This is a genomic window from Aquincola tertiaricarbonis, assembly GCF_000969605.1.
Taxonomy (GTDB): Bacteria; Pseudomonadota; Gammaproteobacteria; order Burkholderiales; family Burkholderiaceae_C; genus Aquincola; species Aquincola tertiaricarbonis.
This window is the reverse complement of sequence record NZ_JZUE01000010.1, coordinates 1-22,728: the sequence shown is the minus strand read 5'-3', so window position 1 is coordinate 22,728 and position 22,728 is coordinate 1. Positions and strand designations below refer to the sequence as shown.

Annotated in this window: 18 protein-coding genes, 2 pseudogenes and 1 other annotated feature; of the genes and pseudogenes, 11 read left to right on the top strand and 9 right to left on the bottom strand. The window is 68.3% G+C overall.

What is annotated here, in order from left to right; all coding sequences use genetic code 11:
* Nucleotides 1–55 precede the first annotated feature (55 nt).
* From virB11 to VO99_RS13615, 6 genes are read left to right on the top strand one after another with little or no spacing between them, the layout of a single operon-like run.
* Nucleotides 56–1,024 (top strand): P-type DNA transfer ATPase VirB11, encoded by a 969-nt coding sequence (gene virB11, locus VO99_RS13640; protein ID WP_232315359.1) that lies wholly within the window; start codon nucleotides 56–58, stop codon nucleotides 1,022–1,024.
* The gene (locus VO99_RS13635) at nucleotides 1,021–3,048 is read left to right on the top strand and encodes a type IV secretory system conjugative DNA transfer family protein (RefSeq protein ID WP_046113432.1); all 2,028 of its coding nucleotides are present in this window, start codon (nucleotides 1,021–1,023) and stop codon (nucleotides 3,046–3,048) included. Before virB11 ends, VO99_RS13635 begins: the two co-directional genes overlap by 4 nt.
* Nucleotides 3,045–3,680 carry an OmpA family protein gene (locus VO99_RS13630; protein ID WP_046113431.1) on the top strand — a complete coding sequence of 212 codons (636 nt, stop codon included), beginning with the start codon at nucleotides 3,045–3,047 and terminating at the stop codon, nucleotides 3,678–3,680. The genes VO99_RS13635 and VO99_RS13630 overlap by 4 nt, the downstream gene beginning before the upstream one ends.
* 54 nt (nucleotides 3,681–3,734) lie before the next feature.
* A complete protein-coding gene (locus tag VO99_RS13625; protein ID WP_046113430.1) occupies nucleotides 3,735–4,916 on the top strand; it encodes an LPD7 domain-containing protein in 1,182 nt (393 codons plus the stop codon).
* 14 nt (nucleotides 4,917–4,930) lie between these two features.
* Nucleotides 4,931–6,199, top strand: a complete 1,269-nt coding sequence (locus VO99_RS13620) for a DUF1173 family protein (protein WP_052736321.1) — start codon at nucleotides 4,931–4,933, stop codon at nucleotides 6,197–6,199.
* 13 nt (nucleotides 6,200–6,212) lie between these two features.
* A complete protein-coding gene (locus tag VO99_RS13615) occupies nucleotides 6,213–6,539 on the top strand; it encodes an acylphosphatase (RefSeq protein WP_083440581.1) in 327 nt (108 codons plus the stop codon).
* Between the two features lie 16 nt (nucleotides 6,540–6,555).
* Here the strand turns inward: VO99_RS13615 and VO99_RS30255 are convergent, their stop codons facing one another.
* Nucleotides 6,556–6,732, bottom strand: coding sequence for a hypothetical protein (locus VO99_RS30255; RefSeq protein ID WP_157039563.1), 177 nt, complete (start codon nucleotides 6,730–6,732; stop codon nucleotides 6,556–6,558).
* Nucleotides 6,733–6,835: 103 nt separating this feature from the next.
* Nucleotides 6,836–7,432, bottom strand: coding sequence for an H-NS family nucleoid-associated regulatory protein (locus VO99_RS30830; RefSeq protein ID WP_052736320.1), 597 nt, complete (start codon nucleotides 7,430–7,432; stop codon nucleotides 6,836–6,838).
* Between the two features lie 668 nt (nucleotides 7,433–8,100).
* Between VO99_RS30830 and VO99_RS31970 the strand changes: the two are divergent.
* A pseudogene (locus tag VO99_RS31970) lies at nucleotides 8,101–8,229 on the top strand (thiolase domain-containing protein); the annotation flags it as partial.
* Nucleotides 8,230–8,669: 440 nt separating this feature from the next.
* On the opposite strand, the gene VO99_RS31300 reads toward VO99_RS31970, so the two are convergent.
* The 3 genes from VO99_RS31300 to VO99_RS31295 all read right to left on the bottom strand — a co-directional run bounded on the left by VO99_RS31300 (nucleotide 8,670) and on the right by VO99_RS31295 (nucleotide 10,655).
* Nucleotides 8,670–8,822: a hypothetical protein gene (locus VO99_RS31300; RefSeq protein WP_232315358.1), complete on the bottom strand. Its 153-nt coding sequence runs from the start codon at nucleotides 8,820–8,822 to the stop codon at nucleotides 8,670–8,672.
* A 55-nt stretch (nucleotides 8,823–8,877) separates the two neighbouring features.
* A complete protein-coding gene (locus tag VO99_RS13605) occupies nucleotides 8,878–9,879 on the bottom strand; it encodes a hypothetical protein (RefSeq protein WP_052736319.1) in 1,002 nt (333 codons plus the stop codon).
* Nucleotides 9,880–9,953: 74 nt separating this feature from the next.
* Nucleotides 9,954–10,655, bottom strand: coding sequence for a PEP-CTERM sorting domain-containing protein (locus VO99_RS31295; RefSeq protein ID WP_046113595.1), 702 nt, complete (start codon nucleotides 10,653–10,655; stop codon nucleotides 9,954–9,956).
* A 104-nt stretch (nucleotides 10,656–10,759) separates the two neighbouring features.
* Between VO99_RS31295 and VO99_RS13595 the strand changes: the two genes are divergently transcribed.
* From VO99_RS13595 to VO99_RS13585, 3 genes are read left to right on the top strand one after another with little or no spacing between them, the layout of a single operon-like run.
* Entirely contained in the window at nucleotides 10,760–12,967 is a 2,208-nt protein-coding gene (locus VO99_RS13595) for a TonB-dependent receptor (RefSeq protein ID WP_046113429.1), read from the top strand.
* A complete protein-coding gene (locus tag VO99_RS13590; protein ID WP_046113428.1) occupies nucleotides 12,964–15,207 on the top strand; it encodes a hypothetical protein in 2,244 nt (747 codons plus the stop codon). The genes VO99_RS13595 and VO99_RS13590 overlap by 4 nt, the downstream gene beginning before the upstream one ends.
* 54 nt (nucleotides 15,208–15,261) lie before the next feature.
* The gene (locus VO99_RS13585; protein ID WP_157039562.1) at nucleotides 15,262–15,750 is read left to right on the top strand and encodes a Fur family transcriptional regulator; all 489 of its coding nucleotides are present in this window, start codon (nucleotides 15,262–15,264) and stop codon (nucleotides 15,748–15,750) included.
* A gap of 33 nt (nucleotides 15,751–15,783) precedes the next feature.
* Here VO99_RS13585 and VO99_RS13580 read toward each other — a convergent pair whose 3' ends face one another.
* The 4 genes and pseudogenes from VO99_RS13580 to VO99_RS13560 form a co-directional block, all read right to left on the bottom strand.
* Nucleotides 15,784–16,656, bottom strand: a complete 873-nt coding sequence (locus VO99_RS13580) for an all3515 family Zur-repressed PEP-CTERM protein (protein ID WP_198156941.1) — start codon at nucleotides 16,654–16,656, stop codon at nucleotides 15,784–15,786.
* Nucleotides 16,657–17,293: 637 nt separating this feature from the next.
* Nucleotides 17,294–18,051, bottom strand: a pseudogene (locus VO99_RS13575) (IS3 family transposase); the annotation flags it as partial.
* Nucleotides 17,732–17,848: a sequence feature (AL1L pseudoknot), on the bottom strand. (Overlaps the previous pseudogene by 117 nt.)
* 68 nt (nucleotides 18,052–18,119) lie before the next feature.
* Nucleotides 18,120–19,247 carry a trans-sulfuration enzyme family protein gene (locus tag VO99_RS13565; RefSeq protein WP_046113426.1) on the bottom strand — a complete coding sequence of 376 codons (1,128 nt, stop codon included), beginning with the start codon at nucleotides 19,245–19,247 and terminating at the stop codon, nucleotides 18,120–18,122.
* Entirely contained in the window at nucleotides 19,244–20,239 is a 996-nt protein-coding gene (locus VO99_RS13560; protein ID WP_083440579.1) for a Bug family tripartite tricarboxylate transporter substrate binding protein, read from the bottom strand. Before VO99_RS13560 ends, VO99_RS13565 begins: the two co-directional genes overlap by 4 nt.
* A 144-nt stretch (nucleotides 20,240–20,383) precedes the next feature.
* Between VO99_RS13560 and VO99_RS13555 the strand changes: the two genes are divergently transcribed.
* Complete coding sequence (locus tag VO99_RS13555) at nucleotides 20,384–21,286, top strand: LysR substrate-binding domain-containing protein (protein WP_046113425.1); 903 nt, start codon at nucleotides 20,384–20,386, stop codon at nucleotides 21,284–21,286.
* The last annotated feature ends 1,442 nt before the right edge of the window (nucleotides 21,287–22,728 follow it).

Sequence of the window (22,728 nt, the reverse complement as noted above, 5' to 3'; positions counted from 1 at the left end):
CTCAACCTGGTGCGGCGACGCCACCTCGGTCATCACCTTTCTTCAGCCGCTGCGCATGGCGCTCGACGCCCCCGGTGTGTTGGAGGTCTGTGTCAACCGACCGGGGGAGCTGCTGGTCGAGACCCAGCACGGCTGGCAGGCCGTCGCGGCACCGGCGATGACGTACGACCGCTGCCTGGCGCTGGCCACCGCGGTGGCCACCTTCTGCGACCAGCAGATCCATGCCGAGCGGCCACTGCTGGCGGCCACATTACCCACCGGTGAACGCGTGCAGGTGGTGATCCCACCGGCCGTGCCGCGGGGCACGGTGTCCCTCACCGTGCGCAAGCCGTCGGCGGTGACCAAGCGGCTGGACCAGCTGCACCACGAGGGCCTGTTCGACCGGGTGGCCACCGGATCCGACGCACGGATTTCCCCGCTCGAGCAGGAGCTGCAGGGCTTGCAGGCCGCCGGGCGCTGGGCCGACTTCCTGCGACTGGCGGTGCGCTCGCGGCGAACCATCGTGGTCAGCGGCCGCACCGGCTCCGGCAAGACCACCTTCATGAAAGCGCTGATTGAGGAGGTACCCCACCACGAACGCCTGATCACGATCGAGGACACGGCCGAGCTCACCCTGCCCGAGCACCCGAACGTCGTGCACCTGTTCTACAGCCGCAATGTGCCCGGACACGCGGTCACTGCCCGCAGCCTGCTCGAAGCCAGCCTGCGCATGAAACCCGACCGCCTGTTCCTGGCCGAGGTGCGGGGCGAAGAGTGTTTTTCGTTCGTGCGGCTGGCGGCGTCCGGTCACCCCGGCAGCATCACCAGCGTGCACGCGGGCAGCTGCGCGCTGGCGCTGTCCCAGATGGCACTGATGATCCGCGAAAGTGCGGCCGGTGGTGGCCTCAGCCTGCCGGAGATCCACGGCCTGCTGCACACGGTGATCGACGTCATCGTGCAGTTCGACCGCGATGTGCACGGCCGGCATGTGGCCGAGCTGCAGTACCGGCCGCGGGCCCAGCGCGGCCTGGGAGCGCTGGCGTGAGCGACGTCGCCGCGCTGCCGATGTCGGCCTGGCCGCGCAGCCGGCAGCTCGCGGCGGCCGTGTTCATGGCGCTGACGGTGCTGGTCCTGGCCGCGGGTGCGCTGCAAGCGGCCGGCATGGTTTTCCTGCTGCTGAGCCGGGAGGACCCCCGCCAGGCCGGCTGGGCCAGCATCCTGGACTACTGGCAGCACTACGGCGCCGACACTAGGCTCCGGCCACGGCTGCTGCTGGCTTCCCTGCTGCCCGGCGCCGCTGCCGTGCTGCTACCGATCGCGCTGGTGATCGCCGCCCGGCCCAAACGCGCCTTGCACGGCGCAGCCCGCTTTGCGACTCCCTCGGAGGTCGCCCGTGCGGGGCTGACTGGCGCCCGCTCCACCATTGGCCCCAGCATCCTCATTGGCCGCCACCGCGGGCGTTTCCTAAGCCTGCCGGGGCAGCTGTCGGTGATGCTGTCGGCGCCGACCCGCAGCGGCAAAGGTGTCGGCGTCGTGATTCCCAACCTGCTGAACTGGCCCGACTCGGTCGTCGTGCTGGACATCAAGGGCGAGAACTACGACCTGACGGCCGGTTATCGCGCCGAATGCGGACAACAGGTGTTTGCCTTCTCGCCGTTCGACGACAACGGCCGCAGCCACCGGTGGAATCCGCTGTCGGCGGTGCGGACCTCGCCGCTGCACCGGGTGGGCGACCTGCTGACCATCGGGCAGGTGTTTTTCCCGAACGACGGCAGCGGCACGTCGTCGGAGGCGTTTTTCAACGACCAGGCACGCAACCTGTTCCTGGGGCTCGGGCTGCTGCTGCTGGAGACTCCCGCCCTGCCCCGCTCCATCGGTGAGATGCTGCGCCAGTCGTCCGGCCAGGGCCAGCCGCTGAAAGACCACCTGAACGGTGTGATCCACCAGCGGCGCGAGCAGGCAACCGCCCAGTTGCCGGCCTTGTCCGACGAGTGTGTCGACGCGCTGCAGCGGCTGCTGTCCAACTCGGACAACACGCTGTCCAGCGTGGTCGCGACCTTCCATGCGCCGCTGACGATCTTTGCGGACGTGGTGGTCGACGCCGCCACCAGCGGCGACGACTTCCGGCTGCAGGACCTGCGGCGCCAGCGGCTGTCGATCTTCGTGCGCATCCCGCCCAACCGCTTGTTGAGCGCGCGGCCGTTGCTGAACCTGTTCTTCTCTCAACTGGTGAGCCTGAACACCCAGCAGCTGCCGCAACAGGATGCCAGCCTGACCGTGCAGTGCCTGCTGGTCAACGACGAGTTCACCGCCATGGGGCGGGTGCCGGTGATCAGCACCGCGGCGGCTTTTCTGGCGGGGTACCACCTGCGGCTGCTGACCGTGGTGCAGGCGATGTCGCAGCTCGATGCGGTGTACGGCGACAAGGAAGCGCGGACCTTTGCGACCAACCACGGGTTGCAGATCTTGTTCGCGCCGCGCGAGCAACGGGACGCGGACGAATACAGCGCGATGCTGGGCACCTTCACCGAGCGGGCGACATCCCACGGGCGCAGCCGGTCCTTCAGCGGGCGCAGCTCCAGCAGTGTCAGCCGCAACGAGAGTGAGCAGCGGCGGGCGCTGCTGCTGCCGCAAGAGTTCAAGGAGCTGGGCAGCGAACGGCTGGTGGTCGTGTGTGAGCACTGCAAGCCGATCCTCGGCGAAAAGATCCGCTACCACCAGGACCCGGTCTTCCTCGCCCGGCTCCGCAAGCCGCCCGTCGTGCCGGCCATGGACCTGGACCTGCACCTGGCTCAGGTGCAGCGGCGCATCCGCGTGTTGCCGGACGAGTTGGGTGCCAACGAGACGTTGGACGTGAGCCGGCTGGCCATCGACCACCAGGCGCTGCCGGACTGCTTCAACGGCACGGAGGAAACGCTGGCGCATGCGCTGTTGTCGCTCTTCGACATGGCCATCACCGAAGGCGGCGCCGTCCAGGCCGAGCCGGACGACGACGGTGTGCTGCCGGACGCCCACGTTGAACCGTTGGTACAGCCGGCCGACCGTGCTTTGCAAGGAGAGATGCCATGAGATTGCTGATGCCCTGTGTGCTGGCCGGTGGCCTGCTGGCCGCTTGCAGCAGTCCGCCGTCCCTGCCCACCGCCGACGATGCCCCCCGCCGGCCGGCCAACCGGCCCGACGCCGTTGAGCTGCAAAGCTGCCGCCATGAGCTGCACAACAGCCGCATCGAGCTCAGTGAGTCGCGGCAGCAGGTGCTGCAGCAGACCACGCGGCTGGTGCAGTGGGCGCAGCAGCCGGTGGCCCTGCCGGCGGTACCGCAGGGCAACACGGTGGTGACGGTGCGCTTTGCGTTTGGCAGCAGCCAGGCGGATTTGCCGGCAGGACTGCTGCAAGGGCTGGTGCCCCTGGCCCGGCAGGCGCCGCTGATCGTGCTGCGCGGCCGCACGGACGGCACCACCGACAGCTTTGCGGAAGCGCGTATCGCGCGGGAACGGGCCCATGCCGTGCGCGACGTGCTGGTGGCCGCGGGCATCGAGCCGTCGCGCATTCGCACCACCTATCAGCCGGCCGGTGACCACGTGGCTGACAACGACAGCCCCAGCGGCCGCGACCTCAACCGGCGGGTGGAGATCGAGCTGTACCGGACGCTGCCGGTGCCGGTCAGCGCACAAACACTGACCGCCATGGCGTCTGCGCCGTAGACCAGCGACCTCCCGAGCCCGGTCCTTTGTCTTCACTTCTGACGTGAGGTTGTCATGGACGATGCGCCCCTTCCTTCTCGCCCGGCCGCGGCCGGTGGCAGCGTCGAGCCCGCCAATCGGGCGACGGTGGCCAAGGCCCGGTTCCAGACCCCTGCCGAACCTGCCACTGAACGCTTCGAGCTGCGCGACCCGTTTGCGGATGTGCTGTACCACGCGACGCGCTGGCCGGACATCGTGGCCAAGGCGGAGCAGCTGGGCAGCCGGCGCTTCACGGCGATCGATGCGCAAGGCCATCGCAGCACGGTCGACAAGGTCGACGGTCAGTGGCACCGGGGGCCACAGCGGGACGCCGTGCCGACCCGGCCGCCGCCCCTGGCCACCACACGCGATGAGATCCCCGATCTGGTGGCGGCGGCCGAAGCGAGGGAACGGGGTCGCGCTGCGCCGCAGCAGGGCAACACGCCTGACCCGTCGCCATCGCCCACGGCCGAAGCCCCTTCCGGATCTCGCCCGAGCAACCCGCTACCCCGCATCGATGCCGATGCCGACCGCAGCGTGCGCTTGGCGCAGTTGGAGGCGGCCTTGAAGGACCGCTACGTCATCAAGCGGGCGCCGATGACCCTGGGTGATGTGACGGTGGGGCGTACCGAATACCGGTTTCGCGGCGACACCACCCGGGTCGCCTTCACCGAATCCACTTTCAAGCTGTCGACCGACACCAACAGCCCGTCGGTGGCCCGGTCGATGATCGATGTCGCTGAAGCCCGCAACTGGCGCGCGTTGCGCGTGTCTGGCAACGAGGAGTTCAAGCGGCTGGTGTGGCTGGAAGCGTCCGTGCGCGGAGTGAAGGCATTGGGCTATGAGCCTACTAAGGCCGACCTCGACGTGTTGGCCAAGGAACGCAGCGCCCGCCAGCGCAACCACATCGAAGCGGCCCCCCAGACAGCGGCGCAGCCCGGTACCACGCCGGATGCCCAGAAAGGCAACAGCGGCCGCGGTGGCGGTGGCCGCAAGGCGGTGCTGGCCGCCATCGATGCCATCCTGGTGGCCAAGAACGTGCCGGAGGCCCGCCGCGAGGCGGTGCTGGCCGCGGCCACCGAGCAGCTGGCGCAACGCACACGCGCCGGTCCGGCGCCCAAGGTGGCGGTTTATGACCGCGAAGCGCCGTCGCAACGGCCGGTGGTGGCACCGCCCGAGCGCAGCCGCGGGCGGGACCGCACGAGCCCCGCGCGCTGAAGTCGAGCACGGCCATGGCGCTGCCCGACGACGTCCCGCGGTACGCCCTGGGTGACGAGCTGGTCAGCCCGAGGTCGGTGGGGTTTGAGGAGGCGCTTGCCAAGGGCCACCTGCGCCATGTCCGCCCGCGCTGCTTGTGCCAGCCGGGGGGCGTGCCGATGTACATCGCGCGCCTGGGCGACGGCTTCATCGTCAAGCGCATGCCGTTCACCGGCCACTGCCACGCGCCGGACTGCGGGTCGTACGAACCGCCCCTCGAGATGTCCGGCCGCGGCGAGGTGGCACCGGGTATTCGCGAGGACTTAGCCACCGGCTGTACAGCGCTGAGGGTGGACTTTGCGCTGTGTCAGCGGCCCGGGCGCGCGGCGCCGATGACGGCGGGTGAGCCTAGCGGCAGTGCGCGCAGCCCGGGCAGCCGGCTGACGTTGCGCGGGGTGCTGCACTACCTGTGGGAGCAGGCGGAGCTGAACCGCTGGCATCCGGGCTTCGAAGGCCGTCGGCAGTGGGCTGCGGTGCGCCGGCTCTTGCTGCGGGCGGCGCAGACGACACTGGTGGGCGGTCAGCCATTGGCGCAACGGCTGTACGTGCCCGAGGTCTTCAGCGCCGAACAACATGAGGTACTGGCGCAGCGCCGACGCCAGCAATGGGCCAGCGCCCTGCCCCGGCCTGGGCAGCCGCAGCCCCTGCTGCTGGTGCTGGCAGAGCTGAAGCAGTTGCTGCCGGCGCGTTACGGCCACCAGGCGGTGCTCAAGCACTTGCCCGACATGGCTTTTGGGCTCGATGCGGCGCTGGCACGGCGGCTGACCCGGCGCTTTGAGGCGGAACTAGCCAGCTGGAATGCGGACAACCGCTTGCACCTGGTGCTGCTGGCCACCGCAATATTGTCGGAGCACGGGCTGCCGAGTCTCGTGGAAGTCACGCTCATGTTGACGACCGCGGCCTGGTTGCCGGTGGACAATGCCTGGGAAGTGGAGCTGCTGAACACACTGGTGCACGAGGGACGTCGTTTCAGCAAGCCGATGCGATATCACCTGGCAGCGGCTGAACGGCTTCCCACGGCAGTGCTGGCGGACACCGAGACGCCGCCCACACCGTTGATCCTCGTCGACGGGTCGGCCAACAACGCCGAGGCTGATGACAGAACCACCTGGTGTTGGTCACCCCTGGACTCGTGCATGCCGGCGGTGCCACCTCGCCGAACGGGGTCCGCGCGACCCGCGTGGTCACCCCTGCAAGAGGGGGAAGCTCGCGGCAGGAGCCACTGGCACACTGCACACCCATGAGCGCCGACTGACCATGGAACCGGTGCCAACCCACGACAACAGCACGCCAGACGGTAGGGTTGAGTGCTGGTCTGCCCGCATCCGGGGTCGGGTGCAAGGCGTAGGCTACCGTGACGCCTGCGTGCAGGCTGCGCGGGCGGTCGGCGTGACCGGCTGGGTGCGCAACCGGAAAGACGGCTGGGTCGAGGTGCAACTGCAGGGCTCGGTGGACCAGCTGCTGGCCATGCGTTGTTGGCTGGGCGACGGGCCGCCGCTGGCCGAGGTTCGCAACATCGCGTGGCAGCCGGCCGAAGCCGAGATGACGCCTGCTGCCGCTTTTGAGCGCCGACCCACGGCTTGAGCGTCAGGACTGCAGATTACGGGCGTTCGATTGAGCGATAGGCACAGCAGGCGGGCTGCGCGATGCTGGGCACCGTTGTGGTGAGGGAGAAAACGATGGCCTTGATCCGATGTCCTGCATGCACCGATGTGGTGAGCTCTTTGGTGCGGTCGTGCCCGAGTTGCCACAGCCCACTGCGCACCTCGACGGCCATCAAACCTGTCCAGCGCCCACCCGGTTGGCTCACCACCCCGCGCAAGGTCCCGCCGTCGGTGCAGCGGGTGTCGCACTTCCCGACGCGGGGTTAACCCCGGCGGTCAGGCGTCGACCAGGAACGACTCGAGCGAGCTGCCGTTGGCCAGGGCCGACTTCAGCCAGTTCGGCCGCAGCCCGCGGCCACTCCAGGTGTTGCCCGAGGCGTCGCGGTACTTCACGGGCCGCTTGCTGACAACGCCCTTGGCGGCTGTATCCGGTCGGCGGCCCGGCGTGCGGCCGCGGCGTGCGGGCTGATCCGCGTTGTCAGTGGCGGTGCCACCGCTGGACGTTGCCACATCGCCGTCGGCACCACCGGACGTCGACTGCCGGCCGCCCGTGGCAAAGTCCTCCAGCGACTTGCCTTGCTGCAGCGCCTCCCGCAGCCAGCGCGGACGGGGGCCACGGCCGCCCCAAACGTTGCCCGTTCCGTCCGCATACGCAGCTTCGCGTGCGGCGGCCGACTTGGCCGGGCGGCCCCGCTTCTTGGCAGCAACACGGGACGTGGTGCCAAACAGGTCACGCTCCGTCAGTTCGTAGGCGGTAATCGCTTCGCGGATGCGGGCCACCACACCGGCCTTTTCTTCTTCACGCAGCGCATTGGCTTGGGCTTGCAGCTTCTGAATCTCGGCTTGCAGATCAGCGAACGACTTCTTTGCCATTGAAGTTCCTTTAAATCTAGATGCAGCGAGTATGCCGCAATCTCTAAATGTAGGGAGGCTAAATCTTGGCTTAACAGATTGCCACTCGGAACGTACGCCACAGGTCGAGAGCTTTCAGCGAACTACAGCCGTGACGCGGATACAGCGACTTGCCCATTGGGCGTCCTTTGAATCCACTTAGCGCAGGAACGAAACCTCAATTTTGGTGCGTTGGCGACACATCTACAAGGAGATCGAATGGCCACTGCAAAGAAGTCCACACACGCCAAACCCTCGATCCTTCGCAACACCGCCACGGCCAAGATGCCCCCGAGTACGCAGCTACGGCCCGACCGCTTCCGCGCAGTAGCGGCGCTGGGCGTTCCCCTCATGGGACGCGCGCCGATGCCACCGAGCAAGCTTCTTCCACAGACAAAAGGATCTGTCTTTTTACGCGCTGTACTTTTCCGAGCCTGGTTCGGCAGCAAGTGAGTTCGAACGGGACGTTCGAGCCACGTTGCTGGAAGTCTTCTACTCCGCGTCAGGTGATGCCGGTTCTCGCACTGACCCTGCTACACCCAATCCGTTTGGGATGGTGAGCCGCACTGCAGGCCTGTTGGCCAAGCTGCCAGAGCCAAGCGGACCATTGCCTTGGCTACTGCCTGCCGATATGGCTGAATTCGTCGTTCGACCCGCTGCACAAGCTGGATTGCTGCGTGGTCAGCGACGGCGGCGGCGCGCTGGTGGTGGTGCGGCCCGAGATCGCCCGCAGCCTGAAGCGGCAGCTTCGAGTCCTCCGGATTCAGGGGTGGCTTGGACTACTACCGCAGGCAGGACAGGAGATGGGCGCAGTAAGCTGCATTCGAAGGCCTTCGAGTCGAGATTCCCGCTCTCTATCTCGTGGGTGAACGGGGCCAATTGTCATTGTTGGATTGAAACTGCCCTGCCGCGACTGGAAGACAGCACCGATCTGCGTCCCGCGGATGCGTCGCCACTGCGGCTCCCGCAGCGCAGCCAAATCCTGGCCCTGAAAAGTGGATGCTACCGGCCAGCTGTGCCGTCCGGCGGTCTGGCAAGCCCAGCATCGCGAGCGCGACGGTGCACTTGCCCGAGCCGCGGCCAACGATTCACCTGCGCTGGCAAAAGCCGCGCAGAATGAAGCGCTCTCGGAAGCGCCCTGGTTGAGCGTCGACACCTGCAGGCCCGGCACATTGCGCAAGATGTCGACGCCCTGCTGAAGCGGCGACTTCAGCAGGATCTAATCCCCACCCAAGATGACGGTGGACGATGGCAGCGAGGCCACCGGATTGCGTTTGCTCGAGACGACGACGGTGCCCGATTGCAGCGTGCGCTCGGAGTCGTCCTGTGCCACGGTGACGGGTTGCTGCTGCGCCAAGACCCACATCGGCATAGCGCAAGCCAACGCAGCAGTTACGCCGGATAAGCGAGAGGGGTGCGATGCGTAGTCAGCGGGTCTTGGCCCATGGCAGCAGGGCGGGCGGACCCCAGGGCTCATGCGAAGGCTGCAACACCGGCGCAGGGGCCGGCGGGGGTGCCGGTGCCGGTGCCGGTGCCGGTGCCGGTGCCGGTGCCGGTGCAGGTGCCGGTGCAGGTGCAGGTGCAGGTGCAGGTGCAGGTGCAGGCGCGGGCGAAGGCGCCGGGGCCGGCGATGGCACGGGGGCCGGCGGCGGTGCCGGGACGGGCGGCGGAGGTAATGGTGGCGGCGGTGGCGTCACCCGCGCCAGGATGGCGGCCTGCAGCTGCGCCTCGGTCAGGCCGTGCTCGAACACGATGTGCACCGGCTGCGAGGCCACGTACTTGGCCTGCCCGCCGGCCTGGGCGGTGGACCACACCTCCAGCGTCACCCGGTAGGCGCCCGCCGGCACGTTGCCGACGGCATGGCAGGGCGTGGCGGCGGTGCTGTCGGCCACCGCGCTGATCAGCCAGTCCAGGTGCGCATGCACCGTGCCGCCGGCGCCGGTGCGGGCGATGGCGGCGGTCAGCGGCCCGATGACCCCGGCGGCCGAGAAGCGCGTGCCGCGCTGCCACCAGCCGTATTGCTCGGCCCACGACGCGGGGTCGCGGATGTAGTTGCGCAGCAGCTCGGGTGGCACCGCGCCGAACAGCGCGATGCTGACGCCCGCCGGTGCCGGTCCCCAGCGTCCGCTGGCCGGGCTCCAGTGCAGCAGTGTGCCCACGGCCCGGTAGTGCAGTTCCTCGGCCGCCAGGAAGTGGCCCCCGAACGCCTGGAATCCCGGATCGTCGGTGGCGCAGCTGCCACCTTCGAAGTCGCCGAAGTACCCCGGGAAGATGCGCCAGCCGGTCTCATGGTCGAGGGGCAGCCGGTCCAGCCCGCTCAGGTCGCCGAAGAACTCGGTGCTGATGCGGCTGCCCGCCACGGGGCCGGCGCTGGTGCGCAGCTCGATGTCGAAGTGCACCGCATGGGCCGGCAGCGCCAGCCACAGCACCGCAGCCGCTGCGCATGCGATGGCACCGCGTTCCCACGGCGAGCGGGGTACCGCAGGCCCGCGGTGCACGGCGCTCAGCGCGCCTGGCGGCGGCGTGCCACCGCGCCCACGGCCACGATGCCCGCCAGCATCAGCGCATAGGTGCCGGGCTCGGGCACGGCCGTCACCAGCGATTCGACGGCCAGCTCGAAGTTCTCCTCGCTCACCCCGTAGTTGAAGGCGATGAGGAAGGGTGCCGACGCGGTGTAGACGGGCGACGTCAGCTGCATCGTCAGCAGGTAGGCGCCTTCGGTGCCCAGGGGGTTGGTGCCGAAGGTGAGGTGGGTGTGCACGTTGCCGCTGCTGTCCACCCGCGCGACGAAGGCACTGCTGCCGGCCTGCACGCCGGTGCCAGTCCAGCGGGTTTCCTGGCCGGCTGCATCACGCGCGGTGATGAAGTCGCCCGTGGCCGCCGCGCTCCAGGCGCTGCCGGTCCAGTACTGCAGCATGCCCACGCCGGCAAAGCTCAGGAAGCTGTTGGGCTGCAGCGTGGCGCCGCCCTGCGTCTGGAAACCGGGGTTGCTGGTCTGGTAGTAGACGAACTGGTCGCCGAAGGTGGCCTCGTACAGCTTGGTGCCGTCCAGCGTGGTCTGGTAGCCACCGCCGGCCACCAGCTGGCCGCCGGAGGCGGACACGGCGATGTCGCCGGCGTGTTCGTGCGGGTCGGCCGCCAGGGCGGCGGCCGGCACCAGGCTGGCCGTGGCCAGCAGGCCGCTGAATGCGATGCGATGGAACATGTTCACTCCTGAATGTTGATGCAACACGGTTGCACTTTACATGAAAGCGCAACTCAGTTGCATCTATAGTCGCGACCTCCACATCGCTGAAACCCGTCGTCATCGTGCCGTCACTGCAGTCTGCTGCAAGCCCGCTTCCGCACCTGCCGGTCTGGCTGCTGCTGGCCGTGCTGGGCGGCCCCTTGGGGGCACAGGTGACACAGGCGCAGCAGCCTGAGCAGGCCCAGCCGGAGGCTGCGCAGGCGCCCAGCCGCATCACCATCACCGGGCAGCGGCAACCCGTGGCGCCCGCGGCTGCCGAACCGCAGACCACGCTGTCCGGCGCGGGCCTGCGCAACCGCCAGGCCGCCACGCTGGGCGCCACGCTGGAGCAGGAGATGGGCGTGGGCAATGCCAGCTTCGGCCCCAACGTGGGCCTGCCGGTGGTCCGCGGCCAGGGCGGCACCCGCACGCGCGTGATGCAGGGCGGCCTGGGCACGCATGACGCTTCGTCGGTCAGTGCCGACCACGGCGTGATGGTGGAGCCCGCACTGGCCGAACGCATCGTGGTGCACCGCGGGCCGGCCGCCGTGCGCTTCGGTGGCAATGCCATCGGCGGCGCGGTGGAAGTGGACGAACAACGCATCCCGATGCGGCGCCCCGCCCAGGCGCGCGGCCGTGGCGAATCGCGCTTGGGAACCGACGGCGGCATGGCGATGCTGCGGCTGGACGGCCCGGCCGCCGACACCCTGGCCTGGCATGTGGATGTGCACGGCCGGCGCAGCCCACGCACCCGCATCGCCGGCTGGGCGCTGGACGAAGACGCCATCCGCGAGCAGTTCCAGCTGGTCAACGGCCGCAACAGCCATGGCCGCATCGACAACAGCGACGCCCGCAGCGAGGGTGGTGCAGTGGCGCTCAGCCGTGTGACGGGCAGCGGCGCGCTGGGCTTGTCGGTCTCGCGGCTGCAGCAGCATTACGGCCTGCCGCCGGGTGCGCATTCGCATGCATCCGGCACCATCGGCGTGGCGCCGCCGCCCGAGGAGGTGCGCATCGCTGCCACGCAGCGGCGGCTGGACCTGCAGGGCGAGTTCGATCTGGAGGCACCCCACTTTCCGCAGCTGAGGGTGCGCGCCGCGCGGGTGGACTACAGCCATGACGAGACGGACCAGGGACGCCTGGGCAGCCGCTTCAGCAATCAGGTGAGCGAGGGCCGCATCGAGCTGGACCATGCACCTGCGCGCCACCTCAGCGGCACGTGGGGGCTGCAGCTGCAGCACCGGGTGTTTTCGGCGCTGGGCCCGGAGGCCTTCGTGCCCCGCACCCAGGTGCGCAGCCTGGGCCTGTTTGCCATCGAGCGGCTGGAGCACGGCCCCTGGCGGCTGGAAGGCGGCCTGCGCGTGGAACACCAGGAAAGCCGTCCCCCCGACAGCTTCCCGGTGCCCGCGCTGGGCGGCGACGTGCCGCTGCAGACACGGCGCTTCACGCCCGGCAGCGGCTCGCTGGCGCTGCAGCGTGCCTACGGCGGCGCGGCCCAGCCGGGCGGAGCCGACGACACTGCGGCGCTGCCCGGTGGCCGCGTCACCCTCACCCACTGGCGTGCCAGCCGCGCGCCCGACGTGCAGGAGCTGTATGCCGGGGGCCCGCACATCGCCACCCGCAGCTTCGACCTCGGCAACACCGGGCTGGACATCGAGAAGCTCATCGGCTGGGACCTGGGCTGGCAGCATGCCCACGGCCGGTTCAGCGCCAGCGCCAATGCCTGGCGCTACCGCAGCGACAGCTACATCTACCAGCGCAGCCTGGGCTGGTTCTACCGGCCCGAAGAAGGCAAGGCCACCTTGCTGTGCGTGCGCCTGGACCACTGCCTGCCGGCCACCAAGTACCAGCAGGCACCGGCCGAGCTGCACGGCTACGAGCTGGAGCTGGGCTGGCAGCTGCCGCTGCCCACCCTGGGCGACCCGCGGCTGAGCTTCTTCTCGGACGCGGTACGCGCCCGGCTGAAACCCGGCGGCGACGTGCCGCGCATGCCGCCGCAGCGCTACGGCCTGGCGCTGCAGGTGGCTCAAGGGGCGTGGCTCGCCGACCTGCGTGCCACCCGCGCCCGCGCCCAGGCCCGCCCCGGTGACAACGAGACCGCGACCGACGGCTGGTTCCAGCTCAACGCCAGCCTGCGCTGGACCCACACGCTGGACGACGCCCGCACGCTGACCTGGTTCGTCGTCGGCCGCAACCTGGGCAACCAGGAGGTGCGCAACAGCGCTTCCTTCATCCGCAACTACGCGCCCGAGCCCGGCCGCACGCTGCAGGCCGGACTGGAGATGACGCTATGAACGCCCGCCGCCTGCTGTGCAGCGTGGCACTGTCCTGCTTGCTGGCTGCGTGTGGCGGCGGGGACGGCCGCGGCGAGGACAGCCTGGGCGCGCCGCAACCCGCGCAGCGCTGCGACGGCTGCGCCGCCGGCCGCCTGACGGGCACGGTAAGCACCGGCCAGCCGATGGCCGCGGTGCCGCTGCGTGTGATCGACGGCCGCGGCCGCGAAGCGGCGGGCCAGAGCGACGATGCCGGCCGCTACGACATCGACGTGAGCGGGCTCGCCGGCGCGCTGCTGGTGCAGGCCCTGGTGCGCAGCGGTGGCCAGGCGCAGTGGCTGCATGCGGCGGCATCGGGCACTGAAGCAGGACAGGTGGCGGTCAACGTCACCCCCATCACGGAGCTGATCGTGGCCGAAGCCCTGGGCGGCCGGCCGGCCGACCTGCTGCAGGCCGGCCGCGCTGAATTCGCGCGCATCGACGCCAGCCTGGCCGACAGCGAGACGCGCATCGAAGCCGTCCTGCGCCCGCTGCTGGATGCAATGGGCGTGGCCGCATCCATCGACCTGCGCACCACGCCGATGCCGCAGGCCGCCGGCCTGGCGCAGGCGCTGGCCGCGCTGCAGGTCACGGCGGTGGAAAGCGGCTACCAGCTGCGGCATGGCGCCAGCCCCGCGGCTGCGGTCCAGCCGCCCGGCGAGCTGGTGCAGGCCGATGACCAGGCCGTCATCGTGCAGCCCGGGCGCGCTGCCGGCGCCGCTGCGCTGCCTGCACCCACGCCGCCAGCCCTGGCCGCCTGGCAGGCCGGCCAGGCGGCGCTGCCGGCAGTGCAGCAGCGGCTGCAGCAGCTGGCGGACGCCTTCGCCCCGGCCATGCCGCCGGCCGAAGCACTGCTGCCCTGGCTGGCCGAAGGCTTCATGCATGCCGGCCTGGACGCACCTACGTATGTGGCCCAGGTGCTGCGCAGGCAGGACGCCATCACCGAGGGCGGCTATAGCCTGCTTGGCGTGGGCTTCGATCAGCTGCGCCTGCTGCAGGTGGCCGATGAAGGCCGGCGCCTGTTGATCGCCTTCCGCGTGCAGCCGGCTGCGCCGCAGCCCGCCTGGGACGAACGCATGTGGTTCCGCCTGGGCCCTGCCGGCTGGCAACTGGCCGGCGATGGCCTGGGCGCCCGCGTGCGGGTGCGCCATGCCGCCGTGCTGGGCCCGCGGCCGCAGCCGGCGGAAGAGGTCCGACGGCTCACTGGCGCGGTGTGCGCCATCGGAAGCGTGCTGCTGACCGACAGCCTGCGTGAGCGATGCGCCATCGAGGGCGGCCTGGCAGGCGTGCCAGCCCCGGGCTGGCTGGACCTGGGCAGCCCCGACGAGGCGGGCTTCGGCCTGCGGGCGCTGTACCGCTCCGATGCGGACACGCCCGCGCAACGGCTGGCCGAGCATGCCGCGCACAGCCGGCTGCTGGGCCAGCCCAGCGCGCTGGTGCGCAACCATGTGCTGTTCGAGGTCGATGCCTGGCAATCCGACCCCCGCGCCCGCCAGGTGCGGGTGCAAGGCCCCGGCCTGTCCGAGTCCGGGCTGCGGCTGTACCGGCCAGCACCCGGCGCCGGCACGGCCAGCTTCACCCTGGATCCGCAAGGCGGCGAGCCCTGGCAGGGGGTGCAGGTGGGCCACTGTGCCGCTGAGCAGGCGGGCGACGGCGCGCCTGTGCAGGCGCAGGCGCAGGAGGGCTGTGCCGCCGGCTGGCAATCGCTGGCCACCGGAAGTGGCTACCGATTCACGCTGATGGACGCAGCGGGTCAGGCGCTGCACACGCTGGTGGCCCGGCTGCCCGGCGCGCCGCCGGACGAAGCCGCTCTGCACCTGCAGCAGGCCCGCCACTTCGCCCGCTGGAGCCTGCAGGGCCAGCCGCTCGCCCAGCCCACGCTAGCCCGCCTGCTGGGCGCGCCACTGGCCGACGGGGCAGGAGATGCGCTCGTGCTGTCCCAGACCTGGTCGCCTCCGCAGGACCCACAGCACCAGGCGCTGTGGGTCGACCTGGCATGGCATCGCGCCCCGCTGCCCCCGGCCACCGGCGAAGCTTCCGCCGTGCGCCAGCGTCGGCTGCTGCCTGCCGCCGGTCCGGGCGCGGCCGCCGGTGCGCTGTGGGAAGCGGCGCTGCCCGCGCGTGACGGCCAGCGCACCATCTGGCTCAGCGTGGTGATCACCGCCAGCGATGCGCTGGGCAATCGCTACCTTCATGCGGTGTCGCCCGACAACCCGTATTGACCGGCGACAAAACCTGCAGATCTGCCTGGCGGCGTGCGCTTCTACAATTTGGTCATGCCGACGACCAAGCCAGCGCGCGCCAGGCGCGACCACCAGCCAGCCCAGCAGCGGGAAGAGCGGCTGGCCGCCTATCGCCAGCGCCTGGCCGAAGCCGGCATGCGCGTCACTGCGGCCCGGTTGTCGGTGATGGACATGGTGGAGAGCGCGCGCGCTGCGCTCAGCCATGCCGACATCGAGGCCGCGCTGCCCGAGCCGCTGGACCGGGTGACGCTCTATCGCACGTTGGACGCGCTGGTGGAAGCCGGCTTCCTCAGCCGGCAGGTCGGCGCCGACCGGGTGAGCCGGTTTGCGGCGATGGGCGCCTCGACGCAGGCGCATGATGAACATGCGCACTTCCACTGTGACGACTGCGGCAAGGTGTATTGCCTGCCGGCGCGCACCCCGCGGGTACCGTCGGTGCCCGAGGGATTCGAGGTGGAGGGCGTCGACCTCCATGTGCACGGCCACTGCGCGGCCTGCAAGCCGCGCCCGCGGGCGCGTTAGCGCATGCCGCGCCTGCCGGCGCCGCAGGCCCGCTCAGCCGACCTTGCGGCGCCGGGCCATGCCGGCCGCTGCGGCCAGGCCGATCAGCATCAGCGCCCACGTCTGCGGCTCGGGCACAGGGGCGGCCACCGAAAAGTCGTAGGCAAAGCTGCCGCCCGACTGAACGGCGCTGTTGCCGCCTAGGTTCACCAGCGAAAACTGCGCGCTGTAGACACCCGGTGCCACGTTGGCATCCGCATGGAAGGTGGGCAGGAAATTCAGGCTGCCGCTATCACCCAGCGTGAACACGCTGCCCACGCCGGCTGCAAACGCGTCCATTTCGTTGCCGATGGCCACCTTCAGGCCGCTGCTGATGCTCTCCAGCTTCAGGCCCACCACCACGTCGCTGAAGGCGGCGTTCCAGCGTCCGGCGCTACTGTTGTAGAGCACCCCGGCGGCGGTGCCCAGGCCGGACAGCGACTGGATGGATGCGCCGCCCAGATAGCTGTAGTCGGCCGCAGGCGCACCGGCAGCCAGCGGCTGGCTGACCCAGCGGCCGGCGTAGGCGCCGCTGCCGGCCTGCAGCGCGATCGATGAGGTGGCCTCGTCCACGCGCGACGACGGCTCGGGCAGGCGGTTGTTGGCGCTGGTGGGCTGAACCACCGGTGCGGCAGCGGTGCCCGTGTAGCTGTACGCGCCGATGCCGTGGAAGTGGTTGCCGTGGTCCAGCAGCAGCGTCAGCCGGCCGGCATTGGGATTGGCCAGCCCGGCGAAGGTGCCCGAGGCCACCGTCTGCAGGCTGTCCACGCCGATGTAGTAGCCGATGCCTTCGGCTGCGCGGATGCCGCTGGCCGCGGCGCTGCCGCTGAAGGCCAGCAGGCCGGCCATGCCGGTGGCCCAAACGCTGTGGCGGGTGATCGTGTTCATGGGTACTCCGTCCTGTTTGATGGAGCGCGCATTATGCAACTCAGTTGCATTTGTGGGTCATGCCGGCTGCGTAGCGGTCGCACATGCTTGCGCCGCGGTCCTACTGGCCTTGCGCCGGCTGCCGATGCGCTGCGCGCGGCTTGGACCGATCGTCGCGAGAACAATGTCGCACCCATGCCCACCACCGGCACCCGCCCGCCGCTGCCGCCGCAGATGCGCCACGGCCGAGACTTCCGTGGACCCATCGCACCCTGGAATCCCGTACTTGTCGCTGGTCTTCAAGACCTTGGCTTGGTAGTAGAAAGTGCGCGCGACCACCCTCCGTTTGAGATGCTGGCCACCTTCATACGCCCTGCGCTGTGAGGCCGTACTTGCCTCGATCAGGACGGCTGCGCGCTTGGCACCGGCCGGAGCAGCGCCTTCAGTCCCTGTGGCGGCGCTATGACATGGCCGTGGGGACGTGTGATGGCGAGCTCACGTGTCTTGCGCATTCGCTAGGACCGCTCCGTGCATCAGCTGCCAGGCTGACGGTGCCGGCGCAGATGGATGGCACGCGAAAAACGCAAGGTGCGCTGGGGCCACCTCTGGTGGTGCGCCGGCACAGCTTCGAGCGCCGCGGCCGAACAAGCCGAAGGCATTGCATCGAACTGCTCTGGCGCCAGCCCACGATGCGCCGGCCGAACACGTCCACTACAAACGCCACTTAGACCCAGCCCTGCCAGGTCGAGACGTAGGTGAAGTCCGAGACCCACAGTTGATTGGGCCGCTCGGCACGTAACTGCCGGTTGACCCGGTCCTGCGGGCATGGTGCCTTGGGGTCAGGAATGATGGTGCGCACCGCCTTGCCTCGGCGCACGCCCTGCAGGCCCTGCCGGCGCATCAACCGCTCGACGGTGCAGCGGGCCACCACTACGCCTTCGCGGTTGAGCTGACGCCAGACCTTGTCGGCCCCGTAGACCTGCATGTTGGCCTGCCACACGCGCTGGACCTGCGGCACCAGGCCCGCGTCACGCTGCGCACGGCGCGAGCGTATCGCTGGGTTGCGCTTGCGGGCCGCATGGCGCCAATACGCAGACGGGGCGATCTGCAAGGCTTGGCAGATCGACTCGACCCCGAACTGCTGGCGATCCTGGTCGACGAAGTCCTTCAGGACTTGATGCGGCGGTCGAGCACCGCCTGGGCGAAAAACGCACTGGCCAGCTTCAAGATCTCGCTGGCCTTGCGCAGCTCACGCACTTCGCGTTCGAGGTCCTTCACGCGTTGGGCCTCGCAGCCAATCTTGGGCGCGATGGACTCGATAGCCGCCCACAGCGACGGGTACTCCCCTCGGTGCTCTTGCACCATCCTCACCGCGCGCTCACGCACCTCGGGCGAGAACTTGTTCGACTTGTTCATGGCTCAATCCTCTCAGAGCGTTGAGCCTCCCCAGAACCCGGGGCTGTTCACCGTGCGCTTGGGAGCGTTCAACGCGCCGCACAGGCCAACGCTTGCTTTAGGTCAGTGACTAGCTTAGACGCCGAGTCGGTCCCAACAGACAGTCGAACAATTCCCTCCTGCACTGCGCAGTGGACCCGCCGCATCTGCTCAGCGGCGGGGTAAAACGCGGCCAGACTGTGCGTTCCGCCCCAGCTCGCGCCGATTGCAAAAACCTGGAGCGCATTGAAGAAGGCGTGGATGCTGGATCGGTCCTGGAAGCGTGGCACGAATGACAGCACGCAGCCGCCACCCCGGAACGAAGTGGCCCACCGCGCATGGGCTCGATCTCCCAGACGCGGCGGAAACAGGACCTCGCGCACGCTTTGGTGTTCGGCAAGCTCGGTGGCCACTTGCAGGGCAGCCGCAGTCTGATGCTCATAGCGCAGCTCAAGGGTGTCCATACCACGCATCGCGAGAAAGCAATCGTCCGGACTGACCGCCTGACCGAGGACGCTTTGCGTTGTGCGGAAGCGCTCGTACAGCAATCTGTCGTTCGTCGCGACCGTGCCGAGCAAGACGTCGGAGTGCCCGCTAAGGAGCTTAGACGCAGCTTCGACCACGACATCGATCCCTATGTCAATCGCCTGAAACCCCATTGGCGACGCCCAGCTGTTATCCAGAACCGTGACAACGCCCGCCGCCTTGGCGACACGCACGATGGCCGGAATGTCCTGCATCTCCATAGTGATAGAGCCGGGCGACTCCATGAAGAGCAGCTTTGTATTCGGGCGGAACGAGGAAGCGATCTCACCACCCGCTGTGGGTTCGAACGTCTCAACATGCACGCCAAGGCGCTGCAAGTAGTCACGCGCGAAGGTGCGCAAGGGACCGTAAGCGGAGTCCGCGATGAGAACATGATCTCCGGCGCTCACGAGGGCGAGTGCCACCAAGCACAGCGCAGCTTGACCCGAGGGCGCAGCGACGCAATGCTCCGCACCTTCCAAAGCAGCCACCCTCGCCTCAAACTCGCGAGTCGTCGGCGTGCCGGTCACGCCGTACGTGTAGCCGTCGAACAGCCGTTCCTTGCGGGACGTGAAGTCGTCAATGCTGTCGAATAGCACCGTGGACGCTCGCCACACTGCGGGGGACAGACTGCGAAACTCTGGCTTGCTCATTCCGGCTTGATTCCAAGATCGGCCACGACGCGGGACCACTTCGTCGCCTCTGCGCGCACGAAGGCCAGGGTCTCGTCAGGTGACCGGCTGCCTAGGTTGATTGCCAGGTTCGAGATCCGATCCTTCACCCGCTTGTCGTTCACGGATGCTGCGGTCGCCTTGTAGAGCGTTTCAAGGACCGGCTTCGGAATCCTGGCCGGGGTCACCAGAGCCCACCATTGACCGAAGTCCATTCGCGTCAGCTTGAGCTCGGTGGCACACGGCACGTTTGGCAACTGGGGAACGCGCTTGTTGCCGGTGACCATCAACGGAACGATCTTGCCGCCAGCGAGAAGGCTACTCGCACTGGCCAGCGTGCAGATGTGACCAGCGAGAAGCCCGCCGGCCACATCGGTCAGCGCCGGCGCCGAGCCCTTGTACGGAATCATCTGAAACTCAACCCCCGTTTCCTTGGCGAACAGGCCGGCAGCGAGGTGGCTGATGCTTCCATTGCCACTGGTCGCAATGGCAAAGGTGGGTGTCGACTTCTTCGCATCGTCGAGGAACCGCTGGTACTGACCCGGCTTGTACTTCTGGGCATCGACGAACAGGATCAGCGGGGAGTCTCCCAGCATCGACACGGCCGCCGTGTCGTTCATGATGTCGTAGCTCATCCTTTGGAAGATCGACGGCGCGATAGCGTGCGCAAGCTCGATGACAGCGGTGGTGTATCCGTCGGCAGGCGACTTGACCATGGCGTCGATACCGAGGCGTCCGGACGCGCCTGGCCGGTTATCGATGACGACGGGTTTTCCCAGGAGATCGTTGAGGTTCTGGCCGACCGCGCGGGCAAGCACGTCCGTGCTGCCACCTGTGGCCCAAGGCACAACCAGCTTGATGGCTCGGTCGGGGTATGTGCCATTGGCCCAAGCACCAGCCGCCGGCAACACAGTGGATGCCGCACCGGCGGCCGCACCAGACAACACCTGGCGTCGATTCATGAGCATCTTCATCACGTAGTCCAGAGTTCAAGAAGTCAGTCAACCCAGCAACACATACAGGATGGCGCTGGGCACGTGGAAGAACTCTAGAATCGAGACCAATGCGGATCAATGATCCAACACGCAGCCTCTATGCGCAAACCTGATGGCTTTCCGATGAACTTTCGTCAAGTCGAAGCGTTCCGAGCTGTGATGGTCACCGGCTCAGCTTCGCGTGCCGCCGACCTCCTGCAAGTGACGCAGCCCGCCATCAGTCGTAGCATCCTGGAGCTCGAAAAGGCCACCGACTTCAAGCTGTTCGACCGGGTGCGCGGTCGCCTGGTCCCGACGGCCGAGGGCCAGCTCTTTTTTCGTGATGTCGAAAACACCTTTGAGGGCCTCGACCGGCTGCGCAGCAGCGCTGCTCGCATCCGCGACTTCGGGACCGGCGACATCCGCATCGCCAGCCTCGCTGCGATGGGATCCACCCTGGTACCTCACGCGCTGCGCCTGTTCCGCGAGAAGCACCCCTCCATCGCGGTGACGCTACAGGTCACGGGGTCTGCTACGGTCCGAGAGTTGGTAATGAGCAGTCGCTTCGACGTCGGGCTGGCCGCCGACGAGATCGACGTGGCCGGCCTCGAGCACCAGTTGTTCGCGACGCCGAAGGCCGTTTGCGCGATGGCAACAGGACATCGCCTGTGCGAGCGCTCCGTCATCAAGCCGGAGGACTTGCACGACGAGGCCTTCATCGCGCTCTCGCCTGAAGACACCGTCCGTGCCAAGCTGGAGAAGGTGCTCAAGACCCATGGCGTACGCCCAAAGGTCGTGGCGGAAACGCCGAATTCGTCGACCGTCTGTGCGTTGGCGATGGAGGGCCTGGGCGTCGGTCTCGTGAATCCATATGCGACCGATGGCTACGCGGCACGAGGCGTGGTCTTCCGCCCGTTTTCAGCGGCGGTGCATTTCCGGACGCTACTGATCTTCAGGCCCGACCTGCCCAAGTCACGCATCGTGCGCGACCTCGTGGCGTGCATGCTTGAAGCGCGCAATAGCCGCGCCGAGCGTTTGGGCACCTGATCTAGGCACCTGGCCTGCGTCGGAACCTCTCAGGTCTATTGCCTACTTCGTCGCCCCAGCGGGTGCCTCGCCTCGTCGCCGCCCTCGCCGCGTGGATTGTGCCACCCCGGACCCGGCACCGGTCCATGTCATCACGCATCTCGCCGGCATCATGTGCAGCTCAGCCGACCCCGGCGTGTCCGCTGCGGTCGCAACGTCAAGAAGTTGAACGGGACTGGCCATTAACGGCGTGGCTCTGAGTGGCGGTTCCATGAAGCATCCCGAGCAGTTGGCGGCGTCATGCGTTCTGAAAGCCGAAAGTTGGGTATCCGCTGCATGAATGCAGCAAGCTGACGAGCCAGGTCGCGATCCTGAGGGTCCCCTGATCGGACAAGAATCTGCCCGACGTGGGCCAAGGCTTGGCGTGCCAAGACATGGGACGGGGCGGCACACGCCAAGCGATTCGAACCGTCCCTCCGTAGCCGCTGCTGCACCCAAGCCTGCCGTCGCCATAGCGGCTCATCACGCCCGCGCACACCACGTGTGGCAGCACGCGTGGCCTCTGCCTAAACGCCCCAAGCAAGCAGCTTCTCGGCAAAGGTCTCGCGCCAACGCTGCAGATCCGCCTTTCGCGGATTCAGCCGTCGTCAATGATTCGACTTCGCTCTCACGCTGAGATGGACAGGCGGATGGGCTTAATGGCCGTGCAGCACCAACACGTACTTGTGATCGGCCAGCTCGGCCTGGGCAAACTCGCGGGCCGCTCGCTGCACGATGGACGGGTCGGTGCCGCGCGGCATCGACAGCATGATGTTGTAGGCCTCGCGCCGCTCGGCGTGTTCGGCGATGTGACTACCGCCTCAGCGCCACTCGTCTAACAGCAGTTCCAACTCCTCTCGGCCTCGTACTGCGTCGCCCCGTTCGTCCTCCATTGGCAAGCGACCGTGCTTGCTGATGTAGTGAAAGTGCGCCGTGATGGCTCGCATACCCCTTCCACCTCTGGTGACCTTGACCATGACCTGCGCAGCTCGACTTTGCACCAGCGCGGCAATGCGCTGGCGCAACGCTCGGTTCCAAACTGCGGTCGGCTTCGCTCTGTGGGTCTGATAGCGCCGCTACGTACCGCGTGCAGCTCGAACGGTGTAGGCGACGAGCCCAGTACTCAATGCCGCTGCGCACAGGCGCGCCAGTCAGTGGGCGCAAAACCTCCTTGGCAACGATCATCACCGTGCGGGTAGACAACCAGCTCGCCGAGTTACGCAGCAGCGCGGCCCCAAGCACTTCACACAAGCGCAAAGACTAGACCGTTTGGTCAGTCAGGCGCTCTATATTGGAAGTCGCCTGCGACCGTGCCACCGGGGCCTTCGGTGCTCGTCACACGGTGGACCTCGCTGCAAGAGTGCTCTGCACTACACGACCATGACTACCAGCTTGAACATCCACGAGTACCTGAACAAGACCTC